The 13,043-nt window shown below is 57.7% G+C and carries 12 protein-coding genes; 10 read left to right on the top strand and 2 right to left on the bottom strand.

Features of this window, described 5'->3' with window-relative positions; all coding sequences use genetic code 11:
- Positions 1–61: 61 nt before the first annotated feature.
- On the bottom strand, positions 62–841 hold the full coding sequence (locus BM181_RS14005; protein ID WP_075445742.1) for a DUF4931 domain-containing protein: 780 nt from the start codon (positions 839–841) through the stop codon (positions 62–64).
- 164 nt (positions 842–1,005) lie between these two features.
- Between BM181_RS14005 and BM181_RS14000 the strand changes: the two genes are divergently transcribed.
- Together BM181_RS14000 and BM181_RS13995 are read left to right on the top strand one after the other, a co-directional pair.
- Positions 1,006–2,676 (top strand): putative polysaccharide biosynthesis protein, encoded by a 1,671-nt coding sequence (locus BM181_RS14000; protein ID WP_075445741.1) that lies wholly within the window; start codon positions 1,006–1,008, stop codon positions 2,674–2,676.
- A gap of 51 nt (positions 2,677–2,727) precedes the next feature.
- On the top strand, positions 2,728–3,618 hold the full coding sequence (locus tag BM181_RS13995; RefSeq protein ID WP_075445740.1) for a diacylglycerol/lipid kinase family protein: 891 nt from the start codon (positions 2,728–2,730) through the stop codon (positions 3,616–3,618).
- Positions 3,619–4,107: 489 nt separating this feature from the next.
- Here BM181_RS13995 and BM181_RS13990 read toward each other — a convergent pair whose 3' ends face one another.
- Positions 4,108–5,394, bottom strand: a complete 1,287-nt coding sequence (locus BM181_RS13990) for a tRNA(Met) cytidine acetate ligase (protein WP_075445739.1) — start codon at positions 5,392–5,394, stop codon at positions 4,108–4,110.
- A 170-nt stretch (positions 5,395–5,564) separates the two neighbouring features.
- Between BM181_RS13990 and mnmA the strand changes: the two genes are divergently transcribed.
- The 8 genes from mnmA to BM181_RS13950 all read left to right on the top strand — a co-directional run bounded on the left by mnmA (position 5,565) and on the right by BM181_RS13950 (position 13,028).
- Positions 5,565–6,650: a tRNA 2-thiouridine(34) synthase MnmA gene (mnmA, locus tag BM181_RS13985; protein WP_075445738.1), complete on the top strand. Its 1,086-nt coding sequence runs from the start codon at positions 5,565–5,567 to the stop codon at positions 6,648–6,650.
- 79 nt (positions 6,651–6,729) lie between these two features.
- Positions 6,730–7,584 carry an NYN domain-containing protein gene (locus tag BM181_RS13980; RefSeq protein WP_075445737.1) on the top strand — a complete coding sequence of 285 codons (855 nt, stop codon included), beginning with the start codon at positions 6,730–6,732 and terminating at the stop codon, positions 7,582–7,584.
- A gap of 15 nt (positions 7,585–7,599) precedes the next feature.
- Positions 7,600–8,028: a DUF3783 domain-containing protein gene (locus tag BM181_RS13975; protein WP_075445736.1), complete on the top strand. Its 429-nt coding sequence runs from the start codon at positions 7,600–7,602 to the stop codon at positions 8,026–8,028.
- Positions 8,025–8,870: a hypothetical protein gene (locus BM181_RS13970; RefSeq protein WP_075445735.1), complete on the top strand. Its 846-nt coding sequence runs from the start codon at positions 8,025–8,027 to the stop codon at positions 8,868–8,870. The genes BM181_RS13975 and BM181_RS13970 overlap by 4 nt, the downstream gene beginning before the upstream one ends.
- Before the next feature lie 39 nt (positions 8,871–8,909).
- A complete protein-coding gene (locus BM181_RS13965; RefSeq protein WP_075445734.1) occupies positions 8,910–9,854 on the top strand; it encodes an ABC transporter substrate-binding protein in 945 nt (314 codons plus the stop codon).
- Between the two features lie 22 nt (positions 9,855–9,876).
- The gene (locus tag BM181_RS13960; RefSeq protein ID WP_075445733.1) at positions 9,877–10,632 is read left to right on the top strand and encodes an ABC transporter ATP-binding protein; all 756 of its coding nucleotides are present in this window, start codon (positions 9,877–9,879) and stop codon (positions 10,630–10,632) included.
- A complete protein-coding gene (locus tag BM181_RS13955; RefSeq protein WP_075445732.1) occupies positions 10,629–11,375 on the top strand; it encodes an ABC transporter permease in 747 nt (248 codons plus the stop codon). Before BM181_RS13960 ends, BM181_RS13955 begins: the two co-directional genes overlap by 4 nt.
- 9 nt (positions 11,376–11,384) lie before the next feature.
- Entirely contained in the window at positions 11,385–13,028 is a 1,644-nt protein-coding gene (locus BM181_RS13950; protein ID WP_143092213.1) for a hypothetical protein, read from the top strand.
- The last annotated feature ends 15 nt before the right edge of the window (positions 13,029–13,043 follow it).

Below are 13,043 nucleotides of genomic sequence, written 5' to 3'. Positions count from 1 at the left end.
CACCCAAGCTGAGCTGTACCGAGTTTGTTTTAACCACGTACGGACAGATAAACTGCAATTTTTAGGCAAATGGGGAAGTGCCGTAGATGTGGTGAAGTTCAGCTATGGCATCCTGATAGTTCGATGGCCGCACGCGGAGGTTATAGCCGATGTAGATGGGCGGCGTGGCAAAGCGGGGCGTCAGTTTGACGTATATGGTTCCTTCGCGTTCGTAGAAGAAAATGTTGTAGCTGTTGCAGCGCTTATGGAAGTGATGGGTCAAGTAATCGGTGCCCAGCTGGATGTAGTCGGCCAGCGTGTCGATGGTAGCAGAATCCTGCGCTGTGGCGATAAGGTTGAACTCCCAGAAGCCGATATGCGGCTGCTCGGAAACAGTCATTTTCACTTGGCCCTGCTCGTAGATGACAGGGCCGGAAAATTCCTCAGGCTGGACAGTCAGCGGCTCAGTCAAGGCGGGAAATGCGATGTACTGCATATGCGGATGGCGGATGGTGCCGCCAGAGAGCGGGCCGAAGTTCTTGAAGAAGATGACGTCGGCATATTCGCCGGAGTTTTTGAGACGCAGCCAGTGATGGATGCCGAAACGGATGAGCCGGTGCATGTGCGCACGGCTGTAGGCGGGCATATCGCTTTGGCAGGCATCGCCCTCGATCAGCACGAATTGCTCGGTGCCCTTCAGCACATTGTATTTATTGCGCAGCAGGATGATGGTGCCGTCGCGGTCGATGATGTCGGTCAGATGCTCGGTGTCGCAGAAGGGGCAGGCATTTTCATGGGTGAAGATGGTCACCGGCTTTTCGCGGCCGATTGCCATATCGAATTCGATGAGATTCTTGTTCATAGGTACTCCTTGGCCGATTTCGGCCGTTGGCAGAAATAATAGTGGAAAGTCAACGCCAATGATGATATAATTTCCTATGTTGCGTATCCTTATTATAGCGATTGCGCGATGATTTTGCAAAACGGGCATGCCGCGGGGAAGTGGCGTGCCTTTGTACATAGGCGGTGTTTCCCATAAGTAACCAGGAAGTTAAAGAAGAAAAGAAATCCAGCAAGGGAGAATCGTTCCTCAAGGGAACATTTATCCTGACTGTGGCTGGGTTTGTCGTCAAGGTCATCGGTTCACTGAATTGGATTTTTGTGTCCCGAATCCTTGGCGGTGAAGGTATCGGCCTTTACCAGATGGCCTTTCCCATCTATTTCTTTGCCATGACGGTGTCACAGGCTGGTGTGCCGGTGGCCATTTCCATCATCACGGCGGAGAAGGTTGCCCTTAAAGATATCTTTGGGGCAAGGCGTGTGTTCCATATCTCGATGGCTTTGATGGTGGCAACAGGTCTTGTATTTTCGTTTCTGACCTATTTTGCCGCAGACTGGCTCATCGACTGGCAGTTCGTGCGCGATCCGCGTGCCTATAAGTCCATCGTTGTGCTGGCACCAACAGTATTCTTTGTCACGCTGCTTGCAAGTTCCCGCGGTTATTTGCAGGGCTGGCAGCGCATGACGCCAACGGCAGTCTCGCAGATTGTCGAGCAGATTTTCCGTGTCATTACGATGATTCTCTTGGCGGAGCTTCTGCTGCCCTGGGGCCTTGACTACGCATCAGCTGGTGCGTCGCTGGGTGCCCTGGCGGGGGCGGTGACGGGGCTTATGGTGCTGGTCTACTTCCACTGGAAGCTCGACCGGGATATCGAGCGCGATTATGGCAACGACTTGCAGCCCCTGCCCGGACAGGAAAGCGAGCCGGCCTGGCAGATCATCAAGCGCATCTTCAAGCTGTCGCTGCCGGTTTCGGCGGCCAGCATCATGCTGCCGGTGGTCTCCAACCTTGACCTCATGATCGTGCCGCAGCGCTTGGAGGTCGCAGGCTACAGCGTCAACGAGGCGACAGAGCTTTTCGGCTACCTCACGGGTATGGCGGTGCCGCTTGTAAACCTTTCGTGTATCATCACGGCTTCCATGGCCATGAGTATCGTACCGGCCATCTCGGAGGCGCGGGCTTTGCAGGATATGAAGCGCGTCTACAACCAGACGGCGGCTTCTGTCCGCATCTCGAATTTCGTCTGCTTCCCGGCATTTGTCATCGTGTTCGTGCTGGCGACGCCGATTTCGTCCCTTATCTACAATGCGCCGGGGGCTGGCCCTGCCGTCATGATTTCGGCGGTCAGCATCATCCTGCTGGGGCTGCATCAGGTGTCGACAGGCATCCTGCAGGGCCTCGGCCATCCGACCATCCCGATGGTCAATATGATCTTGGCGGCGGTGGCCAAGGTCGTCCTGAACTGGGAACTCACCGCAATCCCCTGGCTCGGCATCATGGGTGCTGCCTGGGCAACGGCGGCTGACATGGGTGTTGCTGCCATCATCAATCTGATCTTCATCTACAAGTTCATCGGGTATCGCATGGAGATCCCGCAGCTCTTGAAGACCATCATCGCTTCGGCGGTCATGGCAGCGGCGGTCTACTTCTTCTACGATTGGACCATGGCCTGGTGGCAGATTGGTGTCATCTCGACGTTCGGTGCCGTATTCTTTGGCTGTGCGGTATACATCGCGGTCATGCTGTTGATTGGCGGCCTGCTCGAGGATGACCTTGAGCGCATGCCGATGATTGGCCGCATCGGCATCAAATTCCTGCGCCGCATTGGCGTTTTTAAGACGAAAGCAAACGGATAAGATAAACAGACGAGCAGCGAACCTGCTCGTTTTTTCCAGGAGGCATAGACAGTGAAAAAGCTGGTTCTTTTCTATAATCCCGTATCGGGGCATGCTGCATTCAAGAACAAGCTCGATGGCATGGTCGAGGCGTTTCAGCGCCGCAATATCCTGCTGCTTATGTTCCGCACCAGGAAAGAGGGCAATGAGGATTTCGTGGATTTCGTGCGCGAAACGGAGCCTGCGGGCATTTTGGCCGCAGGCGGCGACGGCACGGTGCATGAGTGCGTGAATCTCATGGTCAAGAATAATATCGATTTGCCACTCGGCATCATCGGCAGCGGTACATCCAATGATTTTGCGACGTATCTCAAAATCAATGAGGATATGGAAAAATACTTCGATATCATCGCAAGCGGCAAGTCTTGCCGCATGGATCTTGGCAAGGTTGGCGAGGATTATTTCATCAATGTTGCCAGCGCCGGCATGATGACAGGTATTGCGCATGAGGTGGATGCACGGCTCAAGAATGCGCTGGGCAAGATGGCCTATTATATCAAGGGCATTGGCGAACTGCCGAAGTTCCGGGCGGTGCCGATGACAATCGAGGCAGATGAAAGCCGGCATGAGCTCGAAGCCTTCCTGTTCGTGGTCATCAACAGTGCCGTCGTCGGCAGCATGAAAAATGTCGCCAAAGATGTTTCGGTAACGGATGGCAAGCTCGATTTGCTGGCCATCCGCAAATGCGGCATCCCGTCGCTGATGGCAGTGACGGCTGACCTCATCGCGGGCAAGCCGGTGTCGGAGAAGGATAAGGTGCTGCACATCCAGGCACGCAACTTCCGCATCACGGCTGCCGAGCCCTTGCAGAGCGACCTCGATGGCGAAATCGGCCCGCAGCTGCCGCTGACCATCGAGACAGTACCACAGGCTATCGCTGTGTACTGTGACGTACAGGGATAAACAGAAAAACGCGGGCGGTTGACAAGTCAAATGTCAGCCGCCCGCATTTTTATTGTTCTTATGGAGTATACATGCTATAATAGCTTTGGCAGGAGCATCCTGTCAGGCCACCAGATACGGTAGGCGGATTATTTGTAACGTACACCCTCGCAGAAAGGTGCTTTAAGGCCAAGCGTAAGCGTGGTCGATTGGCCATCCCGAAGTGGAGGTGTTACCGATAGATGCGGACACGCTGAAGCTTCTGCTTCTCTTGCTCCTCATTACAGAGGTAAAAAGAAAATAACCGCCTGTCCTCGAAAAACGGCGGTTATTTCTGTTTAATGAAGATATAACCATCGAGCGAGGGAATAATCCGTCTATCGGTGGTCTTTTTTCTAACTCTATTATAGCGGTTTTGTCGGTTTTTATCAATACCTGCCTGATTTGACAGGTCAAATCAGGCAGGCATTGCGTATAGATGCGGATGTTGTTGAAAATAGTAAGTGTGCGCTAACCGAAAAAGCGTGGTGACTGTTGGAAGTCGTTGCATTTCCTGTCTGTTTGCGGTGTAATCAGCTGGCGCAGCTCGGTGGCCATTGTGTCGAGGGCAAGCTGCTTTTGCAGGGGGGATAGGGCGGCTAGTCCTTGGGCGCGCTGGGTGCTGGTTAGGTAAGCGCTGGTTTTGGTGATAAGCGGAAGCGTTTCCGCTTTTTTTATGCGCTTGAGCAGGTCGCGGCCGCGTGGGCCGCAGGCGAGGACGCGCGCGTAGAGCGGGCCGGCATTATCTATTTCTGCCAGCTGTGCCTGCGTGATGCCGAGCAATAGGTGGATGAGCGTGCGGGCGATGCGGCTTTTGGGGTAGCGTTTGGTTGCGGCGGCGGACAGAACTTCGTCGTAGGTCGCAGCGTTTTGCAGGCAGTCGCGCAGGCGGTTTTCAAGGCCCTCGTTGATGCCGCTGATTTCCTGCAAAGCTGTGTTGCTGGTGCGCAGCATCAGGGCTTGCAGTGGTACGAGCAGGCGGTCAAGGTTTGGCAGCTCGGAAGCTTTGAGCTTGCGGATGGCGGCAAAGCCTGCGGCGGGAAGGGCTCCTTGCAGGGCCATACTGTCATGAGCGGTGAGCTGGGGGATAAGCAGTTTGCCGTCGGTGCTCTTGGCGGCGGTGGCGGCTTTTTGCAGCAGCATACGGATGGCCGAGGCGCTGGCATGGGGGGCGGCGATGTTGGTGTTATGGTAGCCGGCGCCTGCGCGCGGGATCAGCAGTGGCTCGATGGCGGGATATTCTGCCAGTGCCCGCAGGTACTCGATGGCGAGGATGTTGTTGGGCTGGTGCAGGAGGGAGCCGTCAGCGCTGGCCGCCGTGGCGGTGAGTTCCGTAAGCGCCTGTGCGTAGGAGGCTCCGGCATTTATTCGCTCGTGCAGCTGTGTTTGGACGGCCGGCGAATCGATGGCTGCAGCGAGTGCTTGTAGTGTCGCAAGTGACGGACATTCGGCGCCGAAGGCGAGGGTGTTGGTGATGCTAAGTCTTGCGAGCAGCTGGACGCCGCCGCGGGCGAAGTCCTGGGCGCTGCGGCAGGCGAAGGCGAAGGGCAGCTCGAGCACGAGGTCGCAGCCGCCGGCGATGGCCAGCCCGGCGCGCTGCCATTTGTCGAGGAGCGCTGCCTGTCCGCGCTGGACAAAACTGCCGCTCATGACAGCGATGACGGCGCTATCCGGATATGCCTGCCGGATCTGTTCCAGCTGATAGCGATGGCCGTTATGGAAGGGATTATACTCGGCGATGATACCGGTAACGTGCATGACGATGCCTCCTGTTGCAGTCAAAGGGAATACGTTCATCGTTTAGTTTAGCATTTGCCGGGTATCTGTGACAAGATTCCTTTGGGTCTGGGCGATAATATGTTATACTTAAAGATACGAATGCGATTATAGCGCATGATATTTCGTACGGATATAGGAGATTGAAATAGATGGAAAAGAAAAAAGTAGTAGTGGCTATGAGCGGCGGTGTGGACAGCTCGCTGACGGCAGCTTTGCTTGTCGAGCAGGGCTTTGATGTCATCGGCATCACCATGCGGCTTTCTGAGGAGAGCCGTGACTTTGACTGCAACGACCGCGGCTGCTGCAGCCTGGCCAGCGTCGACGATGCGCGCCGGGTGGCGGAGACCATCGGCATCCCGCATTATACGGTCAATTTCAAGGAGGCGTTCCAGCGTGATGTCATCGATTATTTCCTGGCCGATTACGCGAAAGGCTGGACGCCGAATCCCTGCATTGCCTGCAACCGCTATATGAAGTTCGGCCTGCTCCTCGACAAGACGCTGGAGCTGGGGGCGGAGTTCCTGGCCACGGGACACTATGCGCGCATCGAGCAGGAGGAAAACGGCCGCTATGTCCTCAAGAAGGGCGTTGACACCCACAAGGATCAGTCCTATGCGCTCTACCATCTGAACCAGAAGACCCTGCGCCATTTCATGCTGCCGCTGGGCGGCATGACGAAGGTGCATACGCGGGAGCTGGCGGAGAAGTTCAACCTGCCCGTAGCGCATAAGCCGGACAGCCAGGAAATCTGCTTTGTCCCGCACGATGATTACAAGGCTTTCCTGCGCGACAAGAATCCTTCGTGCCTGAAGCCTGGTAATATCGTCAACCGTGAGGGCAAGGTGCTTGGCCGTCATGCGGGCGTGCCGCTCTACACGATTGGCCAGCGCAAGGGGCTGGGCATTGCGGCACCTGAGCCGCTCTACGTAACGGAGCTTGATATGGAGAACAATCAGGTCATCGTCGGCGGGGCCAAGGATGTCTATGCTGAGGGGCTGGTGGCTGGCGACCTTAACTGGATTGCGTTTGATGAGTTCACAGAGCCTTGCCGCTATGCGGCGAAAATCCGCTATGGCAAGAAAGAGGGCATGGCTAGTCTCACCCTGCGCGCGGACGGTCGTTTGCAGGTACATTTTGACGAGCCGCAGCGTGCGGCGACGCCAGGCCAGTCCATCGTGTTCTACGACGGCGATACCGTTGTAGGCGGCGGTGTCATCGAAGAAGTTTGCCGCTGAAGCCAGACTGGCAGGATTTTGCGGCAAAAGGGCGAATAGATAAAACTGTATGACTATAAGACTTTGAAGGAAGGATTTTATGACACTCGATTCGAGTAATGAAACGGTGGCGATACTTTATGATATCGAAAATGCGCCGTTTGAGATGCTAAACTATACGCTAGGCAAGGCAAGGCGGTATCAGCCCTGCCGCACGATTGTCGTTTCGGACTGGGAGGCGCGCCCCGAGCAGAAGCGCTGGGATAAGCTCATGCGCCGGCCAGGCTTTACGTTCCGTCAGATCAGCCGTACCTATCATGGCAAGAATTCGCTGGATTCAGCTATCTACGATTCGGCCAAAATCCTCTATCAGGAGGGGGTGCGCAAGTTCCTGATCATCACGACGGATTCGGATTTCGTGCGGATTGCCGAGCTTTTGAATTCGGATACGCCGTCATATATCATCGGCGTCGGCACGAAGCAGGCCAGCGAGACGCTGCGCAATGCCTATAATGAGTTCTTTGTCTATCCGCCGGAGGAGAAAAAGAAGCCGGCGAAGAAGACGGCCAAGGCCGATAAGCAGGAAACGAAGAAAGCTGAGATACCGGCGGAAAAAGCTGTGACGGAAAAGGCGGCACCGGCAAAGAAGAAAGCGGCAGCGGCCAAGACCGAGGCCAAGGAGAAACCAGCGGTAGACGTGAAAACGGCCAAGGCCGCGAAGCCGGCGAAGACCGCAGCGGCAAAGACGGCGACGGCAAAAGCAGCAGCGGCAAAGGAGACCAAGGAGAAGACCGCGGCGCCGAAGATGGCCCCTGCCGCAGCAAGTACCGATGGTCTGCTGTCGGTCAAGCTGCCCAAGTCGCTGCGCCGCTCGCTGGAGGAGCGCAAGCAGGAAGAGGGCGTGTCCCTTGACGAGCTGGTGACGTATCTGATCATGCGTGGCTTGTCCCGCTGACGAAGGAGCATTTCGATGAAACGAAAAGAACAGGTGTTATTCTACCAATTCCGCGATGAAGAGAAGCTGCATCTTGCGCGCAAGGTACTGAGCCGGATGGGCATCGCCTCGAAGGTGGTGCCGGTGGAGGCCTGGCGCGAAAAGGTCGGCTACCTTCTCGGCATGAAGGGCTTTCAGGCTGCGGCGGATAAGAAGCAGGATGATTTCGTGTTCCCCCATGAGGTCATGGTGCTGCAGAATATCCGCAACAAGCGCCTGGATGAGGTGCTGCTGGCCCTGCAGGAGGCCGGGGTGCCGAAGGTGCGCTTCAAGTCGGTGGTGACGCCATTCAATACGCTTTGGACGCTGCGGCGCCTCTGCGAGACGATGCAGAAGGAGCACGCAGCCTTGCTGGAGCAGGAAGAAAAGAAACAGAAACAAATGGAGACACAGGAACAAGAATGAAGAACGAGGATCTCGATAAAACCCAATACATGCGTCCCGAGGACATGCAGCCCGTGAAAGCTGCCCGGCAGCCGGGGCTGTCGGATACGCAGGAGCTGCCGCCTGTCGATGATGCGCTGGGCATCAAGCCGGCCTTCCCGCAGGGGCGTCCTGGCGGCAATGTGCGCGAGTTGGCGCGTGATGGCAGCGGCCATGAGGAGGGCAAGGCAAAGCCGAAGAAATTCCTGACGGCCGGGCGCAAGAAGGCGCTCTGCCTTGCTGGTGGCTTTGCGGCAGCCCTGTTCATCGGTTTTATGATTGCAGGCTATTCGCAGGAGCATAGCGATAAGCAGCAGGCGCGGCAAGTGCAGGAACAGCAGCTCAAGGACAAGGAGCAGAAGCTGGCGGGGCAGGAGGCTGACCTCAAGGCGCGCCGCGAGCAGCTTGAGAAGCAGAAGCGGGACTTGCAGGAGCAGCAGCGCCAGCTTGAGGAGCAGTCGAGCCGGGCCAAGGGCCGCAATGAGCAGCTCGGTGACAGTGCGCCGGGCTCAGCCCTCGGCCGGCTCGTCGATAAGGTGACGGGCAAGGAGGCTGAGCGCCAGCGGCAGATCGAGCAGAACAAGCAGCAGAGTGCGGAAAGCGACACGCAGGCGGCTGATGTGCGCAAGTCCATCGACGAGGCCCAGAAGATGATCGACGATGTGAATGATAAGCTCGACTCGGTGGCGGCCATGAAGCAGGAGGCCAGCCAGCTCAAGGATAAAGCGGCTGCGGCCTATGCGGAGAACAAGGGCACGATCGATGAGGCAATCCGCTATGCCAAGATTGGTGCCGGGATGCTCGAGAGCCTGCTGTCGCATTGATGACGGCTTACAATAAAACCAGAAAGAAGGATGAATCTTTTGAAGAAATTACTCGCCATTTGCTTGACGGTGCTCGCGCTGGCTATGCTGGCTGGCTGCGGCACGACGAAGCAGGCTGACACGAAGAAGGAAATGCAGCCGCTGACCATCGGCCTGATGCCGGATACGGACTCGCTGCCGTTCATCATCGCCCAGGAGAAGGGCTTCTTCCGGGAGGAGGGCATCGAGGTGAACATCGAGCAGTACAAGAGCGCGATGGACCGTGACTCGGCCTTGCAGAGCGGCAATCTCGACGGTGCCGTCTCGGACATGCTGGCCGTGGCCTTTGCCAAGTCCGGCGGCTTTGATGTCAAGGTCACGTCGTTCACCGATGGCAGCTACAAGTTGATTGCCAGCAAGGATTCGGGCATCAAGGATGTCAAGGGCCTTGCCGGCAAAGACGTATCGGTATCGCGCAATACGATCATCGAGTATGTGACCGACCAGATTCTCGCGAAGGAGAATATGGAAGGGGATAGCATCAACAAGGTCATCATCCCCCAGATCCCGACGCGTCTGGAGATGCTGCAGAACGGCAAGCTCGCAGCTGCTACGCTGCCGGAGCCGATGGCCAGCATTGCCGTCCACAACGGCTGTCAGTTCGTGATGGGCTCCGATGAGCTCGGCATCAATCCTGGTGTCATCCTGTTTACGGCCAAAGCAGCTGCGGACAAGAAGGCAGAGATCCAGGCCATGTACCGTGCCTATAACAAGGCCGTGGCATATCTCAACAACACAGACCGCGCCGAATATATCGACCTGGTCATCGAAAAGGGCGGTTTCCCGCCAGTGGCCAAGGAGGCACTCAAGCTGCCGAAGTATCATGAGGCGGCACTGCCGAAGGAAAGCGATGTCGTCGACTGCATCAAGTGGCTCAACAGCAAGAAGCTTGTCACAGAGACGTACAGCTATCAGGATATCGTTTTGGATTTGTTGAGCAAGTAAACGCTGAAGGTAAGAGAATAACATGATTGAAGTAGAGCATTTGACTGTCAGCTATGCAGCTGATGGCAGTGAACGATTTGCCCTGCATGATGTCAGCCTGACCGTCCCGCAAGGGACGGTTTGTGCCGTTATAGGCCCTTCGGGCTGTGGCAAGTCCACGTTGCTGAAAGTCGTGGCCGGACTGATCCACGATTATCAGGGGACGGTACGGCTGGCGGGCAAAGCGGCCGATCCGCGCGCGATGCGAATCGGCTTTATGCCGCAGAATTACGGGCTGATGCCCTGGCAGACGGTGGCCGAGAACATCATGCTGGGCTGCCGCATCAAAGGAGAAAAAACGGCGGACCTGAAAGAACGCATGGCGGTATTGTGCGAGCGGCTGGGCATTGCGGGACTCGAGAACCGCTATCCGCAGGAACTCAGCGGCGGCCAGCAGCAGCGCGTGGGCCTTGCGCGGGCTTTCCTGCTGCGTCCCGATATCCTGCTGATGGATGAGCCGTTTTCGGCGCTTGATGCCATTACACGCGAGGAGATGCAGGAGGTATTCCTTGACCTTTGGCAGGAAAACCATATCACGACGATCTTCGTGACGCATTACGTTGAGGAAGCGCTTTATCTGGGGCAGCAGATTGCGCTGATGGCCGCGCATCCGGGGACCGTGCAGGAGGTGCGGCAAAATGAGCTGGCTGACAGCCGCAAGAAACGCCAGACGGCGGAATTCTTTGCTGCCGGGCAGCAGCTGCGCGATAAAATCAAGGCGATGGAGGTGCGGCGATGAGAGAGGGAAAAGTCGTATTGCGCGCCTATCTTGGCGGTGCTGCCGTCCTGCTCGCACTTTGGTGGGGAGTGGCGCTTTTGGTGGCGCTGCCGATCATTCCTGCGCCGGACAAGGTCTTTGCCAAGCTCGGCCACGTCTTTGTGCAGGCCATCGCCATCCACGGGGCTTACAGCCTTTGGCGCATCGCAGCCGGGCTTGTGCTGGCCGTAGGCATCGGCTACCCCCTCGGGCTGGTGATGGGCTATTCGCAGAAAGCCGACCGGCTGCTGGCGCCGCTGGTGTATCTGACCTATCCGATCCCGAAGATTGCCCTGCTGCCGATTCTGATGCTGCTTGCTGGCATCGGCGAGTGGTCGAAGATTCTCATGATTTTTTTGATTATCGTGTTCCAGGTCATCATTGCCGTCCGCGATGGCATCCGGGCCATCCCCGAGGAAACGTATTATCCGCTGTATTCGCTTGGGGCATCGTTTGTCCAGCTTTTCCGGTATGTGATATTTCCCGCTTCGCTGCCGAAGTTCATCACGGCTGTGCGCGTGGCGATGGCCACGGCCATCTCGGTGCTGTTCTTCACAGAGACCTTCGGCACGCAGTATGGCATGGGCTACTACATCATGGATGCCTGGCTGCGGGTCAATTATCTGGAGATGTATGCCGGCATTGTCGTCCTGAGCTTTCTGGGCCTGTTCCTGTTCGGCCTTATCGATCTGGTGGAGCATTTTGCCTGCCGTTGGCAGCAGTGAGGTGGCGCGATGAAGAAACTAGGATGTTTGCTGCTGGTGTTCCTGCTCGCTGCTGGCGTGGCCGCCGGCCTGCTGGCAGGGGGCGGCAGGGATTTTGCCGGCTGGGGGCGGAAAGGCGATGGCACCATCCATGTGCAGCCCGAGGGCAAGCCTGAGGCTGGCTTGCTGCAGGATGTGGAGAAAGCAGCGTCGGCCTTCAACGATTTGCTGCAGGCTGGCATGGGGGTGCGGCTGACGCGGGATGTCGAGGTCTATGTGGCGGGGACGGAGGCTGACTACCAGCAGGTGCTGCGGCGGGAGTTCTCGTTGGAGCCCGCTGAGGCCAAGTCTATCGCCGAGATTTCGGGCGGCTGGACTGGCGGCAAGCGGGCGGTAACGGCCATCAACGGCAAGGCGGGCGTCATGACGGGCACTAGCGACCGCATCAGCACCACGGCCCATGAGCTCTTCCATCAGGTGCAGTATGAGCTCAGCGATGGCAACGACACCGATGAGAAGGCTCTGTTCTGGCTTGAAGAGGGCTCGGCTGACTATATCGGCGCGCGGGTTGCGGCAGAGCTGGGCGGTAAGACGATGACGAAATGGATCCTTGACGTCAAGACGGAGCTCATGCGCGCTCCGCAGACGGCCAAGCCCGAGCAGCTCCAGCACAACACGCTGGCGCAGCGCAAGGCCCTCATGCGCAAGGACCTGCACACGTATCAGCTGGCGGATCTTATGACGTGGTATCTGCTGGACCACTATGCCAAGGGGGAGGAGGAGACCAAGCTGGCGGCATATTTCCGTCAGCTGCGGGAGGTTCACGAGGGCGAAACGGCCTTTGCCCAGACCTTTGGCATTGAGCTCGGCTCCTTCCTGCAGGAGTTCTCCCAGTGGTGGGCCGCCGAGCAGCAAAGGCCTGCCGTGCTGCACTTCGAGGCCCGCGAGGGCGTGCGCAGCGGCCTTACGGCATCGCTGCAGCGGCAGGCCGATGCCGTGCAGGCACTCTTTGCCCGCCGCTTCGGGCGGCAGCTCTGCGGCGAGTATCAGGTCGTCTTGTCCCAGGATCAGCAGGATATGGCCCAGGCCGTATCCCTGTACTGCGACCTGCCGCCCAATCAGGCGCAGGAGCTGGCCGCAGCCAGCCTGTGGATCGAGAATGGCAGCACGATACTTATCAACACCCAGCAGCTGGACACGGATAGGCAGCGCATTTTCACTATGGGCGCACTGATGATGCGCGTCCTGCAGGGGCAGCGGATGGGGGCGCCCGAGCGCAACGTCGAGTGGCTCGTGCGGGGTGCCGGCTATATCATGGGCGTCGCGCGGCTCGGCGAGGCCGGGCTGGGGACGCTGCCCCAGTACCAGCGTGCCTGGATCGATGCGCTGCGGCAGGCGGGGCGTGTCCCGCAGCTTGCGCAGATGGAGACGCCCGATGGCTATCGGAAGACTGCGGACAGCTTCACCGATGACACGGCTTCGGTCATGGCCGAGTATGCAACGGCGGAGCTCGTGACCCGCTATGGCTGGAAGTCACTTTCCGACTGGCAGGAGGCCGTGCGCTCGACAGGCGATGGCCAGAAGGCCTTCCGGCAGGTGTTTGGCCTGAATCTCGTGGACTTTGAAGCTGCCGTCCAAGGCAAGGTGCAGCGGCAGGTCAAGAGCCATCGCTGAGGTTGATGTATACAA

Source organism: Pseudoselenomonas ruminantium, from assembly GCF_900113715.1.
Classification (GTDB): Bacteria; Bacillota; Negativicutes; order Selenomonadales; family Selenomonadaceae; genus Selenomonas_A; species Selenomonas_A caprae.
Note: the sequence above shows the minus strand (reverse complement) of the source record. Positions and strands in the feature narration are given on the sequence as shown.

Bases quoted from the DNA above. Each gene is read 5' to 3' on its own strand.
- BM181_RS14005 (WP_075445742.1), bottom strand. From the start codon at position 841: ATGAACAAGAATCTCATCGAATTCGATATGGCAATCGGCCGCGAAAAG.
- BM181_RS13990 (WP_075445739.1), bottom strand. From the start codon at position 5,394: ATGCACGTTACCGGTATCATCGCCGAGTATAATCCCTTCCATAACGGC.
- mnmA (WP_075445738.1), top strand. From the start codon at position 5,565: ATGGAAAAGAAAAAAGTAGTAGTGGCTATGAGCGGCGGTGTGGACAGC.
- BM181_RS13980 (WP_075445737.1), top strand. From the start codon at position 6,730: ATGACACTCGATTCGAGTAATGAAACGGTGGCGATACTTTATGATATC.
- BM181_RS13975 (WP_075445736.1), top strand. From the start codon at position 7,600: ATGAAACGAAAAGAACAGGTGTTATTCTACCAATTCCGCGATGAAGAG.
- BM181_RS13970 (WP_075445735.1), top strand. From the start codon at position 8,025: ATGAAGAACGAGGATCTCGATAAAACCCAATACATGCGTCCCGAGGAC.
- BM181_RS13960 (WP_075445733.1), top strand. From the start codon at position 9,877: ATGATTGAAGTAGAGCATTTGACTGTCAGCTATGCAGCTGATGGCAGT.
- BM181_RS13955 (WP_075445732.1), top strand. From the start codon at position 10,629: ATGAGAGAGGGAAAAGTCGTATTGCGCGCCTATCTTGGCGGTGCTGCC.
- BM181_RS13950 (WP_143092213.1), top strand. From the start codon at position 11,385: ATGAAGAAACTAGGATGTTTGCTGCTGGTGTTCCTGCTCGCTGCTGGC.